A 21,657-nucleotide genomic window follows, 5' to 3' on the forward strand; every position below is an offset into this window, starting at 1 on the left:
TGGGGCATGTCCACCGAGCAGGAGAGCCGCCATGCAATGCCCCCAGCCGCAACCCCAGCGCGACCCGCGGCGCGGACGCCCCGCGCCCCGCGCCGCGCGCCCCAGCCCGCGCGCCATCGCATCCGCCGCGCGCTTCGCCGCCGCGCCCGCCGCGGCGCCGCCCCCCGCGCCCCCGCTGGCGTGGCCCGCCCCGCGCCCGCATTCCCTTGATGAGCTGTTGGTTATCTTCGCGGCCGTGGCCGCGGCCGCCGGCGACTATCCGCTGGCGCGGCTGGCCGCTGAAACCGGCCGCCGCGAGGCCGACCTGGCGCTGGCAGCCGCGCGCCTGGTTGGCGCGGGCGTGATCGCGGAAGAATGGACCGCGCACGGCCCCGGCGCGCGCTGCGATCTGACGATTTCCGCCGCGCAGGTGGCCGGCCTCGGCGCCAACGCCATGGCCGAGGCCGTGCGCGCCTATGAGGCCGCCCGCGCCGTCATGGGGTGCGGGGCATGACGCCGGAATCCTGGATTGGCGAGAATTTCCGCGACGGCGGGCCGCCCGTGGCGCTGCTGGAAGGCGATTGCCTGGAGTCCGTGGCCGCCATCCCCGCCGACACCTTCGACGCGATCGTGACCGATCCGCCCTATCACCTGGCGAGCATCGTCAAGCGGTTTGGCCCCGGCGCCAGCGGGGCGGCGGGCGCGGCCGCGGGATATGGCAGCGATGGCGCGTTCCAGCGCGCATCGCGCGGCTTCATGGGCCGTGAATGGGATGGGGGCGACATTGCGTTTCGCGCCGAAACCTGGGCGGCGCTGCTGCGCGTCGCCAAGCCCGGCGCCCATCTGGTGGCATTCAACCATTCGCGGACGTGGCATCACATGGCGGTTGCCATCGAGGCGGCCGGCTGGGATGTGCGCGACACGTTGGCCTGGCTCTACGGGTCGGGCTTCCCCAAGTCGCATGACGTTTCAAAGGGCATTGACAAGGCCCTGGGGCGCAAGCGGAAGGTTCTTTCCGAGCGCGCCGCGTATTCCATGGGCCAAGGCCGGGCCATGCGGGGCCACGCCCCCGGTGCAACGGCGAAAGTGACCGCACCCGCCACGCCCGAAGCCCGCGCATGGCAGGGCTGGGGAACGGCCTTGAAGCCCGCGTTCGAACCCGTCGTTCTGGCGCGCAAGCCCCTGCGCGAATCCAGCGTGGCCCGCCAATGCCTCGCCACCGGCACGGGCGCGCTGAACATCGACGCCGCGCGCGTCGGGGGCGAACCTTGGCGCCCGCACCGCGCCACGGGCCTGGCCGCCAACAAGTTCTTTTCAGACGGCGCCGCGGCGGTGATCGACAAGGCCCCGCACGATCTGGGCCGCTGGCCCGCCAATGTGCTGCATGACGGCACCCCCGAGGCGCTGGCCGCGTTCCCGCGCGACCAGGACGGCAGCCTGGGGCGGTTCTTCTATTCGGCCAAGGCCGGCGAGGCGGACCGGCGGGGCAGCGATCACCCGACCGTCAAGCCGCAGGCCCTCATGCGTTGGCTGGTGCGGCTGACCACCCGCCGCGGCGGCCTCATTCTCGACCCGTTCGGGGGGTCGGGGTCAACGGGATGGGCCGCGGCCGCCGAGGGCGTGCGCGCGGTTCTGTGCGAGCGCGAGTCGGACTACCTGCCGCACCTGCGACGCCGCATCGCGGCGCTGGACCCCGAAGCGCAGGCGAGGGAGTCGGCGGCCGACGCATTGCCCGGCCAGTTGGGGCTTTTCTGATGCGCCGCCCCCGCCCCCTGCGCGTCACCGAAGCGGCGGCCGTGACGTGGGCCGCCGCCGCCCTCGGCCCCCTCGCCCTCACCCCCGCCGCCGCCCCGGCCATGGCCCTTGCCCTCGCCATCGGCGCGGCCTGGGCTGACTTCCTGGAGGATTGACCAATGAGCGATTGCGACGCCCGCGCGCTGCCCACCGAATTGACCACCCCCGGAATGGGGCGCGACGCCTGGCGCTTCTATCAGCGCCTTTCGGAGCCTGGGGCCTATCTGCGAGTCGCCCGCGGCGCCAAGTCTGTGCAGGTGGTCGCGCTGCGAGGATGCGCCCCCCGCGTTCTGATCGAGGCCTCCCCGCGCGCCGCCCTGCAATGGCGCGCCGCCGGCCACATCGAGGCGGTGGGCCGTGCGCCGGGGGTCATCTATTGCGCCCTGACGCCATCCGGCCGCCGCGCCGCGGCCGATCTGCGCCCCGCGCCTGAAAATGATGTTCGCCATGAGGGCATCGACTGCCCGCCGCGCGCCGCGGCGCCGCGCCCGCGTCGCGTCGGCGCCGATCCCGCGAACATGACGCCGGCGCAGCGCGCAGCCGCCCGGCGGGGCGCGGAAAGGAAGCGGCCGGGCCGCGCCACCCCCCGCGACTTCGCCCTGGGCGCCCGGCGCGCGGCCCGCGCGGCCGAGGCCGCCGCGACATGATCCGCCCCGCCGATTTGATTCCGCCGCCGGAAGGCCGCGGGCTGGTGGTGTCGTTCTTCGACTACACCGGGCACGCGGTGCGCGATTGGGCGCAAGCCGGGTGGTGGTGCTGGTGCCTCGACATTCAGCACGAAACGCAAGCGCGCATCGAGGATGCGGGCGACGCCGGCGGCGCCATCGTTTACGCCCGCGCCGACCTTGCGGCAGGCTCGGACGATTGGGCCGCGATCCGCGCGGGCATGGAGCGCGCGCCCATCGGAATGGCGTTCAGCTTCCCGCCCTGCACCGACCTGACCGTGGCCGGCGCACGGCATTTCGCGGCGAAGGCGGCCGCCGACCCGCAGTTTCAGGCCAAGGCGGTGCAGATGGCCCGCGGCGTTGAGCGGCTTATGGCGGGCATCGCCGCCCCGTGGATCGCTGAAAATCCGGTGTCGCGCCTGGCCACGCTTTGGCGGCGGCCCGACCATTACTTTGACCCCTGCGATTTCGGCGGCTACCTGCCGCCGGATGATTCCCACCCGCGATTCCCGCGCTACATCGCGCCGCGGGACGCCTACACCAAGAAAACCGGAATTTGGGCGGGCGGCGGCTTCGTCATGCCGCCCCGGCGCCCGGTGAGGCCGGAAGTTCTGGAGCGGCGCACGAAATCCGGGCGCCTGCTGCGCGGGTCGCGGCAGTTCATGCTGCTGGGCGGCGCCAGCGCCAGGACAAAAAACATTCGCAACGAGACGCCGCGCGGGTTCGCGCGCGCGGTGTTCGAGGCCAACGCGCCCGCCCGCGGCCCCGCATTGCGCGCCGGCCCTGCGGGGCGCGGGCGATGAATCGGCGGTGCGGCATCTGTGGCGCGCCCGGCGCGCCCTTCGGCCGGCGCTGGCCCGGCCTCTGGCGCGACATTCCCGCCGGGCGGCGCGGCTATCTGCTGCATTGCGCCGATGTGGCTTGCGCAAAGGCCGCCGCGGCGCGGCTTCTCGCCGCGATGCGCGCGGACGGCCACACCCCGCCCCCCGCATTGATTGCGGATGCGGGCGAGGCCACGGCGCCGCGGCCCGCGGCCCCCGCCACCCCCAAGCCCGCCGGGGCCGCGTCGGCGCCGGCGCCAGCCGCCCAGGGCCGCCTTTTCACCTGACCAAAAGGAAACAAGTCATGCCCAACGGAGAAGATTCGCCGCCCCTGCCCGCGGGCGCCATTGCGCGCGATGACGCCGGGGTGGTTCGCGACGGCGACGCGGTGTTTGCGTGGACTGGTTCGGGCCTGCTGAACCTGACCGAACCCGACCCGGCAGAAATCTGCCTGGGCGACATTGCGCGCAACCTGTCGCGGCTTGCCCGCTACAACGGCGCCACCGCGCGCCCCTATTCCGTGGCCGAACATTCCCTTTTTTGCGCCGATCTGGTGGCCGAGCGCGGGGCGTCGCCGGGCGTCGAGGCCCTGGCCCTGATGCACGATGCGGCCGAGTTCGCGGTGGGCGATCTGACCCGCCCTTGCAAGGCCCTGTTGCCCGAGTTCAAGGAACGGATCGAGGGGCCGGTGTGGCGCGCCATCGCCCGCCGCTTCGGCCTTCCGCCGGAAATCCCCGAATGGATGGGGCATTTCGACGCCCTCGCCGCGGCCGCCGAGAAGCGCGACCTGGTATCGGACCCGCGGCCATGGCCCGACCTGCCGCCGCCCCCCGCCCGGCGCATTTCCATGCGTGCGCCGGATGCGCGGCGGGTGGAACGCGATTTTCTGTTTCGGGCGCTCGACTTGGGGCTGAAATGACGCTTTCGGACCGCATCAAGGCGGAGGTGTCGCTGGTGGCCGTGGCCGAGCGCGCGGGCGTCGTCTGGGACCGTGGGAAATCGCGCCCTGCGCGCGGCGATATGTGGGCGCCGTGCCCGTTCCATAACGAGCGCACGGCCAGCTTCCACGTGGTCGAGCCGGGCGGCGCCGGCGGCTGGTTCCGCTGCTTCGGCTGCGGCGCCAAGGGGTCGGTGGTGGATTTCGTCATGGAGCGCGACGGCCTGGACGCGGCCGCGGCCATCAAGGCCCTGGCCAGCGGCCACGGAATTGACGGCGACGAATGCCCCGCCGCCCGCCGCCGGCGCGAAGCTGAAAGGGCCAAGCGCGAGGCCAAGGCCCGCGCGGCGGCCGAAGCAAAGGCGCGGCGCGGCCTTGCCGCGGCGCGTGCCATCTGGCGCGCGGCGGCCCAGGCGCAGGCCGGCGACGTTCTGCACCGCTACCTGGAGTCGCGGGGCGTCAACCTGTCGGCCATCGGCGGCGTGCCCCCGTCCTTGCGCCTGCACCCGGCGCTTGCGCACCGCTGCGCGCGAACGCGCGAGGTTCTGCACACCGGCCCGGCGATGGTTGGTTGGATCGGCCGCGACCGCTTCCGCGGCGTTCACCGCACCTGGATCACGGAAGGCGGCCGCGCCCGCCTTCCCGGCGGCGCTGTGGCGCCCAAGCAATGGCTTGGCGCCACCGGCGCCATGTTCGGCCACCCGGTGCGCCTGACCGCGCCCGGCCCCCGCATCATCGTGGGCGAGGGCATCGAGACGACGCTTGCGGCGCTGTCCATGTGCATGGAGGCCGGCGATGCAAGGTGGTCAGCGGAGGCGGCCCTGGCGCGGGACGCCATGGCCGGGGCTTGGACCCCGCCCCCCGGCGCCGTGGGCGTCATGGTTTTGGGCGAGGGGTCAGCGAAAGACCCGGCCGCGGCCGAGGCCAAGGGGCGCGCCGCCAAGTCGCGGCTGGAGTCGCTGGGCGTGCGCGTCGCGTTGCGCGTTCCTGGCGGCCGGTGGGACGTGGAAATGGATTATGCAGACGTTGCCGCGGCGCGTCTCGGGAGGGGGTGATGGACGGATACCGCGATCTTATGAGCGGCGGCGACCCGGACCGCAAGCCGCGCCGCGCCGGCGCCGACGCCCCGCGCCCCGCGCCCCCGCCGGCGGATGGCGCGGAACCGCCCCCGGATGTTGCGGCCGCCCTCGACCGCGCGCGGCTGAGGGAATCCGACATGGGCAACGCCGAGCGCCTGCGCCGCGTCTATGGCGCGGAAATCCTCTTCACCGTGGGCAAGGGTTGGGCCGTGCGCGATGGCGCGCGCTATAGCTTCCGGGGCGGCGAGGTGGCGGCCGTGGAAATCGGCCAGCGATTGGCGGCGCTGGTGGAAGAGGAAGCGGCCGCGACGGCCGAGTGGCTGCCCGTTTCCGACTTCGAGGCCGAACAGCACCTGGCGGCCGAGGTGGCGAAGAAATCGCCGCGCTTCGCGGACCTGGAGTCGGCGCGCGTTTTCCGCCGGCGCGACGCCAAGGCCAAGCTGCTGAAACACGCCGAAAAATGCGAGAACGCGCCGCGCATCAAGGCCGCCCTGGAGATGCTGCGCACGCGGGTGCGGGTTGATATTGAAGATCTTGACCGCGACGTGGGCGGCTTCGTTTGCCCCAACGGGCGGGTGGACCTGGAGGCGGCGGCGGCGGACGACATCCCCCCCGACGCCGACGCCGCGCTGGATGTGCGGCAATCTTGGCTTGGCCCCGTGGATTGGGAATCCAGGCCGACGAAATGCGCGGGCGTGGAATATGACCCGGCGGCCGACGCGCCCAAATGGCGGGCGTTCCTTGAGTTGATCCAGCCCGACGCCGAGGTGCGCGATTTCCTGCAACGCTGCTTGGGGATGCTGCTTTTCGGGCGCAACGATTCGCAGGTGTGCCTGCTGATGCGTGGCGGGGGCGGAAACGGCAAGTCCACCATGATGGACGCCATAAGCTACGTGCTGGGAGAACGCGACGGATACGCGGCCCCCTGCAAGGTGGATATGTTCCTGGTGCAGCAGGGCAGGAACACCGGCGCGGCCACCCCCGAGGAAGTGGACCTTCCCGGCGCCCGCGCATACATCGCATCGGAGCCGGCCGCGACCGATACTTTCAGCGCAAAGGCCATCAAGGCTTTCACGGGCGGCGACCCCCGCCCGGCGCGCGGCTTGGGAATGCCGCAATTCATTTACCGCCCATCGGGCGTTCCCGTCATATCCTTCAACCGAACGCCGCGCATCAAGGATGAGGACGAGGGCACCCGCCGGCGGCTGGTGTTCATCCCCTTTGATGTGCTGTTGCACAAGCTGCCCGAGGAACAGCGCCGCAGCCCCACCGAGGTGGCGGCGGAATTGAGGGCCGAGGGGCCTGGAATCCTGAATTGGCTGGTTGACGGATGGCGCGCCTATAGGCGCCACGGGCTGCGGCCGCCCAAGCGGGTGATTGACTTGAAAGACGACCTTATGGCCGACGCCGACCCCGTGGGCAACTTCCTGCGCGACTGCACCGACGCCGACGCCGAGTCGCGCATCGGGGTGACGGAATTGCACCGGGTTTATGAGGAATGGTGCGCCGAGACGGGCGCAAACCCGTGGAGCGCGAAAGCGTTCGGCGCCCAGCTTGTCGAGAAGGGCCTCCGGAAGCGCAAGAAATCGTCCTGGTTCTGGCTGGGCATAGGGTGGAAGCGGGACGATTTCACGGCCCAATTGCGGGGCAAGTGCGGTTTCGGCGCCGGCGCATCCTCGCGCCCTGCCGCCGATCATGTGTCGGACGCGGAAGCCGCCGCCTTCATGGGCGACCCCCCGTTTTGACCCGCCGCGCGGAAATGCGCCTGGGGGCGATGGGCCGCGCCCGCCGGCATCGCCGCCCGCAGGGGGCCGCGGCAGGGCGCAAACGCGCCCCGCGGGCGCCCTTCCCCGCGCCCCAACTGGGGGGCAGGGGGTGCGGCGCCGCCCTAAAGGGCGGCATTGAAGGGCAGGGGGTGGCCTGCTTCGGCCGCGCCCGGCGCCCTGGGCGCCCTTGGCGCCCTGGCTTGACCCTGCTTTTTCCCTTTTGGATCAAGCGCCCAGGGCGTCTAGGGCATAAAGGGCATGATTCTTTAGCACGTATGAGTCGGGTTCTGGAAAACCTGCATTTTGTGAGTGGGGCAAAAAAAACCGCCCTTCCCGCCCTGGGCGCCCTGGCGCCCTCGGCCGCCGCCTGCCCCAGCCGTCAACGCGCGCCGCGCTGCGCCGCCACCTGTGAGGTGAACAGATGACCCGCCAAGACCCCCGCCGCCATCGCCGCCGCCCCCGCCGCGCCCGCGCGGCCGTCACCATCCCGCCGGTCCCCTGGGCGCAAGACATGGGCGCGGACGGCCCCGCGCAGCCCCGCCGCGTTCGCGCGAGCGTTGACGACCCCGCGCGCGATCCGCGCACGGGCGCGCGCGTCGGCGGAAAGTCGCAGGTGATGCGCCGGGCCGGCGCCCGCGTGCTGCGTTCGCTGCCTGAGCCGCGCCGCGAAGCGGCCCGCCTTTACGCTGAAACCTTCGAGGGGGTCGAGGCCGGGGGCGCCGCCACGCCGGCGGGCGACGCGCCGGCGCATGGCGCGGGCGGCGGCCCCCAGATTGGCGCGCCCTGCCGCCAGTTCCGCGCGCTGCGGCAGGTTGAGCGGCTGCGGCGCCTGGAGGCGGCCATCGGCCCCGGCGCCATTTCGCTGCGCCGCGCTGGGGGAAGGCCGCCCGCGGTGGTGTCGCACCTTGGGCTTGTTCGGGCGCTGATCGTGCGCGAGGAATCAATTCCGGCGCTGCTGGGGCGTCTGGACGCCAGCGCCGGGCGGCGGCGCGAAACCATCATTCGCGACGTGCTGTCCGACGCCCTCGGGCGAGTCGCGCGATCCGAGGGGCTGGAGGGGCGCGGGTCGGCCGAAGCGCCGAAAATGGTTGCACCCCCAGGGGGTGGATAAGCTAAAACCTTCTGCAAGGTGGCGTTACCTGCCCCGCGGCGCTTCTGCCGCAGTTTGGCGCCCGGCTCGGCTTCAACGCCGCGGCCGGGCTTTTCCTTGGCGGCGGGGTGGCGGCGTGGAAATCAGCTTTCAGCACAACATCGCGCAGGTGGAGCGCGGCCTGTCGGACTTCGCCCGAACGCAAGTTCCGTTCGCCGCGTCCTTGGCCCTGAACGCCACCGCGCAGGATGTGAAGCGCAACGCCGAAAAGGGCCTTGTGCGCAAGCTGGACCGGCCCACCAAGTTTACCTTGCGCGCATATGCCTTGCGGCGCGCGTCAAAGAGGCGGCTTGCGGCGGCGGTGTTCGCAAAGGATTTGCAGGCCGCGTATCTGCGATTTCAGGAAACCGGGGGCGAGCGTGAGCCGAAGCGCCGCGCCATCGTTGTGCCCGTGGGCATCCGCCTTAACAAGCATGGCAACATGCCGCGCGGAAGCATCAAGCGCCACCTTGCAAAGCCGCGCGTCTTTTCCGGCGACCCGAAGGGGCCGCGCCCCGGCGGCATCTATGAGCGGCGCCCGGATGGGCGGGGCTTGCGGCTGCTGGCGGCCTACACGCCCCGCGCCCGCTACCGCCCGCGGCTCGGCTTCCGGCGCGGGGCGGCGCTGACCGCGCAGGCCCGCATGGCGCGGCATTTCGAGGCCGCGCTTGCGCGCGCGATCCGCACGGCCAAGCGATAGGGGCCGCGCGGCAATAGGTTCTTCCGCGCCCTGGAACGTGGGGTAATTCGCGACCGCGTTCCATTGGTCAAAGTTCTGGGGTCGGGGGGTGCTGCAAAAGGTTGGGGTTGTGGTTTCATGGCTGAACCTGCGGCATTGCGAAGCCTGACGCCATCCGAGGCGGCGCTGGTGGCGGAGTATCCGCTGCCCGCCGGCGTGCCCGATGCGGTGGTGAACAAGTATCAACTGGCCGACGCGCTGGGGAAATCGCAAACGACGCTGGACGCCTGGCGCCGCGCGGGAATGCCCGTTGAGTCCGAGGGCACCAATGGGCGCAGCTATGAATTCAGGCTGTCGGTGTGCTTCGCGTGGATGGCGAAGCGCGACGCCGAAGAGGCCGCGGCCAGGCTGCAAGCGGAAGGGGCGGCGCAGCAGTTGCGCCTGGCGTTGGTGGGCGAGGATAGCGCAGGCGGCGCCCGCGTCGGCCTGACGCCGCGCCAGCAGCGCGAAATTCTGGAGTTGGAACACGCCTACATGATCGCCGCGCGCGACCGTGGCGAATTGATGCGCGCCGAAGATGTGGCCGAGGGCATCCAGGATTTGCTGGCGGCGATCCGCGACGGGCTGGACGCGCTGCCCGACCGGCTGGGCCGCGAGTGTGGCCTGGATGGGGCCGCCATCGAGGCGGCGCAGCGCATTTGCGACGATGTTCTGGACGGCGCGCGGCGCGAAATTCTCGGGATGATTGGACATGCTGGAGCCGCCGCGGATTGAATACAGGCCGGGGCGGCCGCTGCCCGCATATCGCCCGCTTTCCGACGCGATCCGCGCCGCCCTGCCCGCCCTGGCGCCGCCGGCGCGCATCAGCGTTTCGGAAGCCGCCACCCGCCGGATGGTCGAGGCCGGCGGGCATTGGGCGCCGTGGAGAAACGACGTTGCCCCCTACATGGTCGAACCCATGGACATGGTGACTTCCCGCCGCTTCGAGGCGGTGATTTTCGCCGGCCCCGCCCGATCATCGAAAACGGAGGCGCTGATCCTGAATCCGCTGGCCCACGCCATCCTGGCGGCGCCGCGGTTGGTGCATGTCGTCCACATGACGCAATCAGCGGCCCGCGAGTTCAGCGTGGAAACCATCGACAAGCTGTTGCGCAATTCGCCCGAGTTGGCCGCGCGCCTGGCGAAGGGCAAGGGCGCAAATAACACCTATGACAAGCGATTTTCCGGCGGCTGCCGCCTGACCATCGGTTGGCCTGTGGTGCAGCAGCTTTCGGCCCGTTCGATTCCGCTTGTGCTTCTGACCGATTATGACCGATTTCCCACCGACCTGGGCGGCGAGGGGTCGGCCTTCGCGCTGGGGCGCAAGCGCACGCAATCCGCCGGCACCCGCGGCATGATCGTGGCCGAGGCTTCGCCCGGCTTTCCCATCACCGATGAAAGCTGGACGCCCGCAACGCGGCATGAGGCCCCGCCCTGCGACGGCATCTTGGGACTCTACAATGCGGGAACGCGCGCCCGGTGGTATTGGCCTTGCCCGAATTGCGGCGTTGAGTTTGAACCGACATTCGAGCGCATCCAGTTTCCGAAGGGCGGCACGCCCGCCGAGCGCGGCGCGGCCGCGTTCATGGCGTGCCTGCATTGCGGCGGCGTCATCGAGCCATCCGCCAAGGCCAAGCTGAACGCCCAGGGGCGCTGGCTTCACGAGTCGCCGGAAGGCGAGCCGGCGCCGCTGGATGCGGGGCCGCGCAAGGCTTCGGCGGTGTCCTATTGGCTGCACGGCCCCGCCGCGGCCTTCGCGACCTGGGCGCAGCTTGTCACCCGCTACCTGGAGGGGGTCGAGCGGTTCAACGCCACGGGCGACGAAACCGCCCTTAAGTCGGCCACCAATGTGGACTTGGGCTTGCCATATCTGCCCCGCGCCCTCGGCGCTTCCGCGGCGCTTTCGGAGTCGGCCCTGCGCGAAGCTGCGAGCGATAGGCCGTGGAAGGTGGCGCCGGCAGGAACACGCTTCATCACGGCGGCGGTGGATGTGCAGGCCGGGCGTTTTGTGGTGCAGGTGGAAGCGTGGGCCGAGGGGCTGGAGCGCACCGTCATTGACCGCTGGGATATAGTCAACCCGCCGGAAGGGGCGCCGCGCGCCACGGAGCGGGCCATTGATCCCGGCCGTTTTGGCGAGGATTGGGCGGCCCTGCGCCCCCTGTCGGGCATGTCTTGGCCGGTGGCCGGCGCCGATTATCGGCTGACGCCCTGCGGCGTCGTCATCGACGCCGGCGGCGCGCCTGGCGTCACGCCGAACGCTTACGCATTTTTCCGCCGCGCGCGCCGCGAGGCCCGCGGCATGTTCCACCTGGTGCGCGGCCGCGGTGGCGAGCGCGTCAAGCGGGCCGAGGCTGCGCGGCCGGAAACCGCCCATCGAGGCCGCGCCCATGTCGCGCGTGACGTTACCATCATTTGGGCCGGAACCGACCGCCTGAAAGATGAAATCGCGGCGAGCCTGACCCGGCGCGAGGCGGGCGCACGGGCGCTCCTCATCCCGCGCGGCGCGCCGGCCGAGATGTTCGCGGAATATGCCGCGGAACGCCGCGGCGCAAAGGGGTGGGAAAAGAAACCGGGCGTCAAGCGTAACGAGTCGCTTGATTTGTCCGTGTATTCCCTGGCCCTCGCAATCGTGCTTGGGGCCGAAAAAATCGAGTGGGGCCGGCCGCCCAGATGGGCCGCCGGCGATTCCTCGAACACGTTCGCCACCGCGGCCGCGCCCCAAACGAAAGAGCGCGCGGGCCATGGCGAAGGCGCGCCGCCCCCGAAAACGACCGCGCCCAAACGGCGCCGGGGGCGGCGCGGACCAAGAAACAGATTCAACGGGTGGTGACATGCTGAACAGAGTCGAGTTGATCGGGCACCTTGGCGCCGACCCTGAATTGCGCACCTTTCAGGATGGCGGGCGGGTTGCGAACCTTTCGCTTGCGACGACCGAAAAATGGCGCAACCGCCAAACCGGCGATGTGTCGGAGCGCACCGAGTGGCACCGCATCACCGTGCGGGGCGACGGGTTGGTGGGCGTGGTGGAGCGGTTCACGCGCAAGGGGTCGCGCATCTACGTGGCGGGCAAGCTGCAAACCCGGAAATGGACCGATCAGCAGGGCGCGGAACGCTACACCACCGAGGTGATTTTGGCGGGCTTCGACTCCAAGCTGGTGCTTCTGGACCGCGCGGGGCACGCCGCCGGCCAGCATGGCGCGGCCCCCGCCGCCGGGGCTGGCGACGCCCCGGTGGCGGGGGGGCGGCAGGGCGGCGCATCCGACATTGACGACGACATCCCATTTTGACCCCGGAGGCCGGAATGTCCGACCTGTTCAAGCCCTGCGAGGGCGTGCCCCTCGCGCTGTTCGCGGGCGCGTTCTGGACGTGGCGCGCCGACGCGCTGGGGCTTGACCCCGACGCCCACGGCCTCGCTTTCGTCCTGACGCCGGAAGGCGGCGGCGCCGCGATCCGGGCCGAGGCGACGCCCGACGCCGCCGGCTTCCTTGTGGAAGTTCCGGGGTCGCGCACGGCGGCGGCCACGCCAGGCCGCTGGGCGTGGTCGGCCGTCATCATGCGGCTGGCTGATGGGGAAATTGCCCACGGCCCCCGCGGCTTCGTCCAGGTCATGCCAGCCCCGGCCGATGGCGACGCCCCCGATGCGCGCAGCCGCAACCGCCGAATCCTTGACGCAATCACGGCGCGCATTGAAGGCCGCATTACCAAGGATGCGGAAAGTTACACCATCGAGGGGCGCAGCATCGCCCGCACCCCGCTGGAGGTGCTGGACAAGCTGCGGACACGCTACGCGCGCCTGGTCGCGGCCGAAGATGGCCGCGGGGGCGTGCGCTGGAAGCGCATGACGTTGAGGTGATCCCATGAAAATGCCCCGCTTCCTTCGGCGCACGCCGGCGCCGCCGCGCATCGAGCCGGCCGTGGCGGATGCGCCGCCGGCGCCGCGCGCCGCCGGCGCCACGCCCGCCCGCGGCGCCCGCAAGTTCATGGCGGCGCGGCCCGATAGGCTGGCCGGCGGCTTTGGGGCCGGCGCGCTTCCATCCACCAGGGCGACCGTGCGCCAAGACTTGCGGGGCCTGATCGCCCACGCCCGCCACGCGGCGCAAAATATCGACTACGTGCGCGCATTCGAGATGATGGTTAGACGCCATGTGGTGGGCCGCCGCGGCATCGCCCTGCAATCGCAGGCCAAGGGGGCGGACGGGGCGCGCGACATGGAGGCCGCGCGCGCCATTGAGTCGGCATGGGCCGAGTGGGGCGCGCGCCGCAATTGCACCACATGCGGGCGCCTGTCCTGGTGGAACGTCGAGAACATCGCGGCCACGATGGTGGCGCGCGAGGGCAACTTTCTAATGCGCGCCCACACCGGCCCCGGCTTCGGCCCGTTCGGCTTCCAGGTTGAGGTGCTGCCTATCGACCTTGTGGACCTTGACCGGGTGGAGGCCCTGCGCGGCGGCGCCTACATTGACGGCGGCATTGAATTTGACCCGCGCGGCCGGCCTGTCGCCCTGCACCTGTGGAGCGCCCACCCCGGCGAACATCACCACGGCCGCCGCCCCCGGCGCATCCGTGTTCCCATGGATGAGGTGATTCACGTATTCCGCCCGACCGAGTCCTTGCAGGCCCTTGGCGTGCCATCTTCGCACACCGCTTTGCGGCGGTTCAACATGCTGGGCAGATATGAGGAGGCCGCGCTGACGGCCGCCCATTTCGGTGCGGCGAATATGGCGTGGATCAAGGAATCCCTGGACGGCGAAGGGCCGCCCGATGGCGACGCCGCGGCCGACGATCTGCCCGAAGAGATAGAGGCCGGCATGGTCGCGCGCCTGCCGCCTGGCATGGATGTGGCGAGTTGGGCGCCGAATTACCCAGACGGCGAAATGCCCGCCTTCGCAAAGCATATGCTGAAAGGTGGCGCGGCCGGCCTTGGGGTCAGTTATTCGGGCCTGTCGAATGACCTTGAGGGCGCGAATTTTTCCAGCCTGCGCGCGGGCCTTGGCGAAGAGCGCGACGAATGGCGAATGTTCCAGCGCGATCTTTACGAGGGACTCCATAGCGAAGTCTTTCGCATGTGGCTTCCGCGGGCGATCCTTTCCGGGCGTCTGTCGCTGCCCATGGCCGACATGGAGCGCCTGCGCCCGGCGGCATGGCGGCCGCGCGGGTGGCCCAGCGTCAACCCGAAGGATGACGCCACCGCGGCGGATTCCGACCTGCGCAACAGGCTGCGCGCGCCGTCCGACATTGTGGCGGATCGCGGCGACGATTTCGCGGACGTGGCCGAACGCTTCGCCGCCGACCTGGAAACCATGCGCCGGGCCGGCGTTCCGTTGCCCGAGGCTTTGGCGGGCCAGGCCCAGCCCGCGGGCGAAAACGCAACCAATGGGGAGCCCGAATGAACGAAATCAGAATGCCCGCGCGGGCCTTCCGCGGCGGCGCGATCATCGACGCCGGCCGCGACGGCGACCCCAGGCGGGTGACTCTATCGTTTTCGTCCGAGGAACCCGTGTTGCGGGCCTTTGGCTGGGAAGTGCTGGGCCACGACGCCGGCGAGGTTGACCTGGGGCGCATCGGCTCGGGGTCGGCCCCCCTGCTGATGGATCACCGGGCGGACCTTGAGCACCAGGTGGGCGTCATCGAGTCGGCCGAGGTGTCGGGCGGCCGCGGCCGCGCGGTGGTGCGCTTCGGAACATCCGCGCGGGCGGCCGAAGTCATGGCGCGGGTGAAAGATGGCGAGGTGTCGGCCGTTTCGGTTGGCTACGCCATCAAGGCCGTGGAACAGGCCGGCGAGCGCGAGGGCGCCCCGGTGTTTCGCGCCACGAAATGGCAGCCCATGGAAATTTCCCTGGTCGCCATCCCGGCCGACCCCAGCGTGGGCGTTGGCAGGGCCGCCGGGGCCGCCGGCGCCGCCGGGGCCGAAAATGAAACCATCATTCTGAAACTGAAAGGCGACGACATGACCGCACGCAACACCAACGCCGGCGCGCCCGAGGCCGCCGCGCCCAACGCCCCCGCCCCCGCCGCGCCGGCGGCCGCCGCCAGCCGCGCCGCCCCGGCTGAGCCGGGCGCGCCGCGCGCGGACGATGTGCGCAAGGCCGAGCGCGAGCGCATCGCCAACATCACGGCGACCGGCCGCCAGTTCGACCTGCCCGCCGACATGGTGGAGGCGGCCATTCGCGACGGCGACACCGTGGCGGCGTTCCAGTCTCGCGTGCTGGACCATCTGGGGGCCGGATCGGCCGAGGCCACCCGCGCCGGGGCGGCCCGCATCGGCATGACCGCCGGCGAGGTGCGTCAGTTCAGCTTCGTGCGCGCCCTGCGCTACCTGGCCGACACCGGCAACGCGCGCGCGCGCGATGCGGCCGCGTTCGAGTTGGAGGTGTCCGAGGCCGCCGCGAAGGCCGCCGGCCGCGAGGCCCAGGGCATCATGGTGCCCCAGGACGTTCTGGCCGAGGGCTTCGGCGCCACGCGCGCGTCGGACATGGCCGCCGGCGCCGCGGCGACGGGCGGCGACCTGATCGCCACGGGGCTCCTGTCGGGCTCGTTCATCGACATTCTGCGCGCCACGGCGATTTTGCCGCGACTCGGGGTGCGCACCCTGTCGAACCTGTCGGGCAACATCGCTATTCCGCGCCAGTCCGGCAGCGTGACCGCCTATTGGGTGGGCGAGGACACCGGCCCCACCAATAGCGGCGTGACCGTTGACCAGGTGCCCATGACCCCGCACACGCTGGGCGCGCTGACGGAAATCAGCCGCAAGCTGCTGATTCAGTCCAGCGTGGACGTGGAGTCCATGATCCGGGCCGACATTGCCGCCCAGATGGCCCTGGCCATCGACTCGTGCGGGCTGAACGGCGCCGCTTCGGCTGACGCGCCGGATGGCCTCGCGGACCAGGCCGGCCTGCTGTCCACCACCTTTGCGGCCGAGTCGCCCGACTACGCGGAGACCGTGGGCATGTGGGCGCAGGTGGCGAACGCCAACGCCGCGGTGGGGTCGCTGGGCTACGCGCTGAACCCCCTTCAGGTGGCGGCGCTGATGACGACGCCGAAGTTCGCCGCCGGCGATACGCCGATCATGGCCGGGCGCGGCGCGCTGAACGGGTTCACCGCCGCCGACTCGAACCAGGTTGCGGCGGGCGATGTGTGGTTCGGCAACTGGTCCGATTTCGTGATCGGCCTTTGGTCCGGGCTTGACCTGACCGTTGATCCCTATTCGCGCTCCTCCACCGGCGCGGTGCGGGTGGTCGCGTTCCAGGATGTTGACTTTGCGGTTCGGCATCCCGAGTCGTTCATCCGCGGCGTGGGCACCGCCACCCCCTGACGCCGACCGGCGCGCGGCCCGCCGCGAGTTGAGCGGGCCGCCGCACCACCCCAGGAACGAAAGGAGTCGCGCCATGTCGCGAGTTTCCGAATACCGCAAGGCCATTGCCGCGCTTCTCGCCGGCCTGCTGGGCCTCGCGGCGCATTTCATCCCCGGCGTTTCGGAATACGCAACGGCCGAAATCATCAACCTTGCATCCGTGACGATGGCCGCCGCCGCCGCCCTCATCGTGCCCAACACGATGGACGGGCACAACGTCAACATGCTTGCCCGCTGGATTCTCGACGAAATCGCGAAGGGCACGCCCCCCGACGCCGACGCCGACGCCGACGCCGGCCCCGCGTCGCGTGCGCGCGGCGCGCCCGGCGGCGACCCCGGCGCGGCGGGGCGCGATGGGGGCGCGACGCATGGCTGACGCGCTGCGCGTGAAGTTCACGGCCCCGGCGAATGTTGGGGGGCGGGTGTATCGGCCGGGCGCGGTGGCGGACGTGGACCGCGCAAGCGCGCTGGCGTTGATGGGGTCCGGGCGCGCCGTTCCCGTTGCGGCCGCCGCCGCCCCCGCCCCCAACCGGGCCGCCAGCCCCGACGCGACGCGGGGCGCGCCGTGATCGAGGATGCGGCCGACTTGGCGGTGCTGTTCGACGGCGCGGGCGGCTTCGCCCAGGCCGTCACGTGGACGCCGAAGGGCCGCCCCCCCGCCGATCTGGCGGGCATTTTCACCGCCGCGCACGCGGCGGCCGGGGCGGGCGACTGGCCCGGCGCGTCCACCGTCCAGCCTGTTCTGACCGTTGCGGCGGCTGACGTGCCCGATGGGGCGGGGCAGGGCGACAAGGTGGACATAAGCGGCGCCCAATGGCGGGCGGCCGATTTGCAACCTGACGGCACCGGGCTGGTGCGCGTCATTCTCGAAAGGTGACGATATGGCCTTTTACAGCGGCCGCGATGGCGTGGTGAAGGCGGGGCCTGGATTGGCCGCGGTGGGCGAGGTGCAAAGCTGGAAGCTGGACACATCGGCGGCGTTTTCCGAAGCGTGGGGCATGGGCGACCTGGCGGCGCGCCATTTCCAATCGGCGCCGCCTTCGTCCACCGGGTCGGTGGAGGTGTATTTCGACCCCGCGGACGCCGGGCAGGCGGTGCTGAATGTGGGCGATGAGGTGCCCCTGGAGCTTTACCCCGGCGGCGACACCCAGGGAACCGGCTATTTCAGCCTGTCGGCCCTGATCGAGTCGGTTTCGCGCAGCGGCTCGAAAACCGATGTTGTGGCGTTGTCAATCAATTTCCGCGCCAACGGCGCCGTGACCGAGGGGACCGTGGCATGAATGACGTTCTGCACAAGGCCCGCGAGCATTTCGCCCGGATGCGCGGCCAGTCCATGACCGTGCCCGAGTGGGGCCTGGAGGTTCATTTCGACCCCCTGACCATGCGCGAACGCCAGGCGCTTCAATCGGCGGCCAAGGGGTCGGACGCCCAGGCGGCCATTCTGGTGGTGGTGCGCCACGCCAAGGGCGCCGGCGGCGAACGCCTGTTCGCTGACGACGCCAAGACCCGCAAGACGCTGGAGAACGAGGTTGACCCGGCCGTTATCGGCAGGATCGCCGCCGCCATCCTTGGCGCTTCCGACCCTGACGACCTGGGGGAGTCCTGAGCCGCGACGCGGAAACGCGGTTCATTTACGACCTTGCCCACGCCCTCCGACTTCCCGTTTCGGCCGTTCTGGACCTGACGGCCGAAGAGGTGGCGGGCTGGGCGGCCTATTTCCGCGCGAGAGACAAGGAGTCGGGCCGTGGCGCTGAAAGACCTGTTCTTTAACATCCTCGCCAAAGACAAGACCGGCGCGGCCTTCAAGTCTGTGCGCGACAACCTGGCCGGCGTGGACGGCGCCGCGCGCACGGCCTCCGAGCGCATCGCGTCCGTTGGCCGGGGCATGGCGAAGGTTGGGGCGGCCGCGTCGGCTGCCTCGGCCTCGATTCTCTTTGCCTTCCGCGACTCGCTTTCGCTTTACGACACCCAGGCGCGCGCCGAGGCCAAGGTGGCCCGCGCAGTAGAGTCGACCGCCGGCGCCGCCGGCTTCGCCGCCGCGCAGCTTTACGAGATGGCCGGCAGCTTGCAGGCCGTTACCAGGTTCGGAGACGAGGAAATTCTTTCCAAAGTCACGGGCCAGCTTCTGACATTCACCAATGTTGCGGGCGACGAGTTCCGGCGCGCGCAGGTGGTCGCCCTCGACCTTGCCACCGTTCTGGAGGGCGACCTTCAGTCAGCCGCCATCATGCTGGGCAAGGCCCTGAACGATCCAGTCAAGGGCCTTTCCGCCATGTCGGAAGCCGGCGTCACGTTCAACGCGACGCAACAGGAAACAATCAAGACCCTGGCCGCCGCCGGCAAGGTGGCCGAGGCCCAAAGGGTCATCCTTGAAGAATTGGAGCGCCAGTATGGTGGGCAGGCCGAGGCCGCCGCGCGGGCCGGCTTGGGCGCGCTGCAACAGCTTGCGAACACATGGGGCGACATAAAGGAAGAGGTGGGCGGGATCATCGCGGAAATCCTGCCGCCCGTCATTTCCGCCTTGCGCGCCCTAGCTGACGGGTTCCAGGCCATGCCCGAGCCGGCCAAGCGGTTTGCTGTCGCCATCGGCGCGCTGGCCGTTGCCTTGGGGCCGGTGTTGGGCGTGGTCGGGCTTCTGGTGGCCGGCATGGCGGCGCTGTCCGGGCCGGTGCTGGCGGCTGCCGCCGGCGTGGGCGCGCTGACGGCCGCCGCGGCTGCGTTCTGGCCGGAAATCGAGTCGGCAATCGGCTGGGTGCGCGCGGCCTGGGGGGAAATGACGCTTCTCGAAAAGGCCATGGCGCCCGTTTCCCTGGCCGTGCGGGCGGTGGCCGACACCTTCGCCGCGCTGTTTCCAGAAACCGCCGCCCTTGTGTCGGAAACCGTTGACCGCATCGTGGCGATTTTCCGCGGCAAGCTGGCCGCGGCGTTCGATTGGGTCAAGGGGGCGGTGGCGAGCGTTTCCGATGCGTTCTTCCAGATGTATGACGCGGTGGTGGGTCATTCCTACGTGCCCGACATGGTGGACGGAATCGCGGAAGAGTTCGCGCGGCTGGACGGCGCAATGGTCAAGGTTTCGGACGACGCGGCCGGCGCGGTTGGCGCGGCGTTCGACGGCCTCGCGGATGACGTGGCCGGCGCGCTCACCGACATGGCGCGCGATGGCGAGTTCAGTTTTCGGCGCTTCGCCGGGGTCATCATGGATTCCGCCAACGCGATGGTGGACTCGCTCGTTCGCGACGTGTTCGGCCGCCTGAACGGCGAGGCCGGCGCCGCGCTGACGCGCGCGATTTCAGGCGCCGGCGCCGCCGCGCCATCCGGCGGCGTTTTCGGCGCGATTGGCGGATTCCTGGCTGATGGGCTGGCGGCGGTGCTTCCCAGCTTCAACAATGGCGCCGATTTTGTCGCGGCTGGCGCTGGCGGCATCGACCGCAACGTGGCCGCCTTCAATGTATCGCGTGGCGAGCGCATCACCGTGACGCCGCGGGGGGCGGCCGCCGGCGCCGCGCCGGTGGTCAACGTGACCATTCAAACGCCCAGCCCGGCGGCGTTCAGCGCGTCGCGCAATCAGGTGGCGGCCCAGATTGCGCGGGCGGTTGGGCGCGGCCAGCGCATGATGTGACAATGGGGGAGGTGGTGATGGTTCGCAATGCCATGGGCCTGCGGGTCGGGTCGAAAGCTGCCGCCGATCCGGCGCGCGGCCTTCGCTTGGGGGCGCGCCTTGTGTCCGTTCTGGCCCGCGCCGAGGCGCGCCGCGGCGGGGCCGAGGCCGCCGCCCGCGTTGCGGCCCTTGAAATGGCGGCCGGCGTTCTGGCCGACGCCGCCGAAGTGCAGGGGGGCGCGCGGAATGGCGTTTCTTGATGTGCAGTTTCCGCGCGACATTGCCGCCGGCTCGACGGGTGGGCCTGGCCGGCGCACCGATGTGGTGTCCGTTGGCTCTGGATATGAAGAGCGCAACAGCCGATGGGCCGACTCGCGGCGCACCTATCAGGTGGGCCTTGGCCTGCGATCCGCCGCCGACCTGGCGGCGGTTCTGGCGCTTTTCGAGGAGGCCCGCGGGCGCCTGCATAGCTTCCGCTTTCGCGATTGGTCGGACTATCGCAGCGCCCCGCCCGGCGCGCCAATCGGCGCCGCCGACCAATGGCTGGGCGACGGCGACGGCGCGCGCACGGAATTTCAGTTGCGCCTGCGATATGGCGCCGTCAACGCCTATTGGCGCGACGTGACCAAGCCCGCCCCTGGCACCGTCCAGGTGTCATTGGATGGGGTGCCGCAGGGGGGCGGGTGGTCCGTGGATCACGTCACCGGCCTGGTGACGTTCGCGGCCGCCCCTGCCGCCGGCGTATCGGTGGCGGCGGGGTTTGAATTCGACGTTCCCGTGCGGTTCGACGCCGACCGACTGGACGTTGACCTGGGGTTTTTCCAAGATGGCGGCGCCGGCAGCGGGTCGCTTCCAGACATTGCGCTTGTGGAGGTTGCGGAATGACGACGCCGCCGGAATCATATCTTGCGGGCCTGGCGACGGGCGCCACCACCCGCGCGCGCTGCTGGCGGGTGACGCGCCGCGACGGCGCCGTTCTTGGGTTCACCGACCATGACCGCCCCTTGACCTTCGGCGGCGTGGACTACGAGCCTGGCGCCGCCCTTGTCGCGTCCGACGCCGCCGCCACCCTCGGCCTTTCGGCCGATGACCAGGAAATCGCCGGCGCCCTGTCGTCCGACGCCATCACCGAGTCCGACCTTCTGCGGGGCCTCTATGACGGCGCCGAGGTTTCCGTGTTCGATGTTGACTGGACCGACCCCGCCGCGCGGGCCACGCTGGCCGAATACGTCATGGGCGAAGTCGAGCGCACCGACGCGACGTTTCGGGGGGAATTGCGTTCCCGCGCGTCGGCCCTCGACACCAAGGCCGGGCGCCACATTACCAATCTTTGCGACGCCAGCCTGGGCGATGGCCGCTGCGGCGTGGACGTGACCGGCGCGCCGTTCATGCGCACGGGGGTGGTGGCCTCTGCCGCCGGCCTGACCATCGAGGCGGCCGAAATCCAGGACGCCGAAGCGGGCTTTTTCGACCGCGGCGCGCTGATCTGGACGGGCGGCGCCAATGCGGGCGCTTCCTCCGTGGTGCGGCTGCATTCCCGCGGCGCCGGCGCGGGCGTGCTGCATCTGTGGCGCGCGCCGCCCTACGCGCCCCAGGTTGGCGACACCTTCGAGGTGCGCGCGGGCTGCCCGAAAAGCTGGGATTCTTGCGTGGTCAAGTTTTCCAACGGGGCCAATTTCCGCGGCTTCCCGCATGTGCCATCCGAACAGTTCGCAGTTGCGTTTGCGGAACCCGGCGCCGCCGGACAGGATGGCGAAACCGGCAACCCGCAGCCGGCGCCGCCGCCGCAGGTGTATGGGGAGACGATGCAATGAAGCGGG

23 protein-coding genes are annotated in these 21,657 nt (G+C 70.9%); all 23 read left to right on the plus strand.

Going from position 1 to position 21,657, the window contains the following annotated elements:
* The first annotated feature begins 217 nt into the window (after nt 1–217).
* A complete protein-coding gene (locus BMW67_RS15630) occupies nt 218–493 on the plus strand; it encodes a hypothetical protein (protein WP_177174472.1) in 276 nt (91 codons plus the stop codon).
* Nucleotides 490–1,734: a DNA-methyltransferase gene (locus BMW67_RS01910; RefSeq protein WP_072748449.1), complete on the plus strand. Its 1,245-nt coding sequence runs from the start codon at nt 490–492 to the stop codon at nt 1,732–1,734. Before BMW67_RS15630 ends, BMW67_RS01910 begins: the two co-directional genes overlap by 4 nt.
* Nucleotides 1,734–1,889 carry a hypothetical protein gene (locus tag BMW67_RS15635; RefSeq protein WP_177174473.1) on the plus strand — a complete coding sequence of 52 codons (156 nt, stop codon included), beginning with the start codon at nt 1,734–1,736 and terminating at the stop codon, nt 1,887–1,889. Before BMW67_RS01910 ends, BMW67_RS15635 begins: the two co-directional genes overlap by 1 nt.
* A 527-nt stretch (nt 1,890–2,416) precedes the next feature.
* Nucleotides 2,417–3,241, plus strand: a complete 825-nt coding sequence (locus tag BMW67_RS01920) for a hypothetical protein (RefSeq protein WP_072748447.1) — start codon at nt 2,417–2,419, stop codon at nt 3,239–3,241.
* A gap of 322 nt (nt 3,242–3,563) precedes the next feature.
* Nucleotides 3,564–4,178, plus strand: a complete 615-nt coding sequence (locus BMW67_RS01930) for a hypothetical protein (protein WP_072748445.1) — start codon at nt 3,564–3,566, stop codon at nt 4,176–4,178.
* Entirely contained in the window at nt 4,175–5,251 is a 1,077-nt protein-coding gene (locus BMW67_RS01935) for a DUF7146 domain-containing protein (protein WP_072748444.1), read from the plus strand. Before BMW67_RS01930 ends, BMW67_RS01935 begins: the two co-directional genes overlap by 4 nt.
* A complete protein-coding gene (locus tag BMW67_RS01940) occupies nt 5,251–7,020 on the plus strand; it encodes a DNA primase family protein (RefSeq protein WP_072748443.1) in 1,770 nt (589 codons plus the stop codon). Before BMW67_RS01935 ends, BMW67_RS01940 begins: the two co-directional genes overlap by 1 nt.
* Nucleotides 7,021–7,462: 442 nt before the next feature.
* Nucleotides 7,463–8,152, plus strand: a complete 690-nt coding sequence (locus tag BMW67_RS01945; protein WP_072748442.1) for a hypothetical protein — start codon at nt 7,463–7,465, stop codon at nt 8,150–8,152.
* Nucleotides 8,153–8,267: 115 nt separating this feature from the next.
* The gene (locus BMW67_RS01950) at nt 8,268–8,870 is read left to right on the plus strand and encodes a hypothetical protein (RefSeq protein WP_072748441.1); all 603 of its coding nucleotides are present in this window, start codon (nt 8,268–8,270) and stop codon (nt 8,868–8,870) included.
* Nucleotides 8,871–8,987: 117 nt separating this feature from the next.
* On the plus strand, nt 8,988–9,623 hold the full coding sequence (locus BMW67_RS01955) for a terminase small subunit (protein WP_083581621.1): 636 nt from the start codon (nt 8,988–8,990) through the stop codon (nt 9,621–9,623).
* Nucleotides 9,601–11,718, plus strand: a complete 2,118-nt coding sequence (locus BMW67_RS01960; RefSeq protein ID WP_072748439.1) for a terminase gpA endonuclease subunit — start codon at nt 9,601–9,603, stop codon at nt 11,716–11,718. The genes BMW67_RS01955 and BMW67_RS01960 overlap by 23 nt, the downstream gene beginning before the upstream one ends.
* 1 nt (nt 11,719) lies before the next feature.
* A complete protein-coding gene (gene ssb, locus BMW67_RS01965; protein WP_072748438.1) occupies nt 11,720–12,175 on the plus strand; it encodes a single-stranded DNA-binding protein in 456 nt (151 codons plus the stop codon).
* Between the two features lie 14 nt (nt 12,176–12,189).
* Nucleotides 12,190–12,741 carry a hypothetical protein gene (locus BMW67_RS01970; RefSeq protein ID WP_072748437.1) on the plus strand — a complete coding sequence of 184 codons (552 nt, stop codon included), beginning with the start codon at nt 12,190–12,192 and terminating at the stop codon, nt 12,739–12,741.
* A 4-nt stretch (nt 12,742–12,745) separates the two neighbouring features.
* On the plus strand, nt 12,746–14,278 hold the full coding sequence (locus BMW67_RS01975) for a phage portal protein (protein ID WP_083581620.1): 1,533 nt from the start codon (nt 12,746–12,748) through the stop codon (nt 14,276–14,278).
* A gap of 11 nt (nt 14,279–14,289) precedes the next feature.
* Complete coding sequence (locus tag BMW67_RS01980) at nt 14,290–16,200, plus strand: phage major capsid protein (protein ID WP_072748435.1); 1,911 nt, start codon at nt 14,290–14,292, stop codon at nt 16,198–16,200.
* Between the two features lie 73 nt (nt 16,201–16,273).
* Nucleotides 16,274–16,615 carry a hypothetical protein gene (locus tag BMW67_RS01985; protein WP_072748434.1) on the plus strand — a complete coding sequence of 114 codons (342 nt, stop codon included), beginning with the start codon at nt 16,274–16,276 and terminating at the stop codon, nt 16,613–16,615.
* Nucleotides 16,608–16,808 carry a hypothetical protein gene (locus tag BMW67_RS01990; RefSeq protein WP_125459064.1) on the plus strand — a complete coding sequence of 67 codons (201 nt, stop codon included), beginning with the start codon at nt 16,608–16,610 and terminating at the stop codon, nt 16,806–16,808. The genes BMW67_RS01985 and BMW67_RS01990 overlap by 8 nt, the downstream gene beginning before the upstream one ends.
* Nucleotides 16,809–16,831: 23 nt before the next feature.
* A complete protein-coding gene (locus BMW67_RS01995; protein ID WP_425433820.1) occupies nt 16,832–17,116 on the plus strand; it encodes a head-tail joining protein in 285 nt (94 codons plus the stop codon).
* 4 nt (nt 17,117–17,120) lie between these two features.
* Complete coding sequence (locus BMW67_RS02000; RefSeq protein ID WP_072748431.1) at nt 17,121–17,519, plus strand: hypothetical protein; 399 nt, start codon at nt 17,121–17,123, stop codon at nt 17,517–17,519.
* Nucleotides 17,516–17,845, plus strand: a complete 330-nt coding sequence (locus tag BMW67_RS02005; protein ID WP_072748430.1) for a hypothetical protein — start codon at nt 17,516–17,518, stop codon at nt 17,843–17,845. The genes BMW67_RS02000 and BMW67_RS02005 overlap by 4 nt, the downstream gene beginning before the upstream one ends.
* Nucleotides 17,846–17,983: 138 nt before the next feature.
* Nucleotides 17,984–19,858 carry a hypothetical protein gene (locus tag BMW67_RS02010; RefSeq protein ID WP_072748429.1) on the plus strand — a complete coding sequence of 625 codons (1,875 nt, stop codon included), beginning with the start codon at nt 17,984–17,986 and terminating at the stop codon, nt 19,856–19,858.
* A gap of 225 nt (nt 19,859–20,083) precedes the next feature.
* Nucleotides 20,084–20,722 carry a DUF2460 domain-containing protein gene (locus BMW67_RS02020; RefSeq protein WP_072748427.1) on the plus strand — a complete coding sequence of 213 codons (639 nt, stop codon included), beginning with the start codon at nt 20,084–20,086 and terminating at the stop codon, nt 20,720–20,722.
* On the plus strand, nt 20,719–21,651 hold the full coding sequence (locus BMW67_RS02025; RefSeq protein WP_072748426.1) for a DUF2163 domain-containing protein: 933 nt from the start codon (nt 20,719–20,721) through the stop codon (nt 21,649–21,651). The genes BMW67_RS02020 and BMW67_RS02025 overlap by 4 nt, the downstream gene beginning before the upstream one ends.
* Nucleotides 21,652–21,657 lie beyond the last annotated feature (6 nt).

Source organism: Oceanicella actignis, assembly GCF_900111545.1.
Taxonomy (GTDB): Bacteria; Pseudomonadota; Alphaproteobacteria; order Rhodobacterales; family Rhodobacteraceae; genus Oceanicella; species Oceanicella actignis.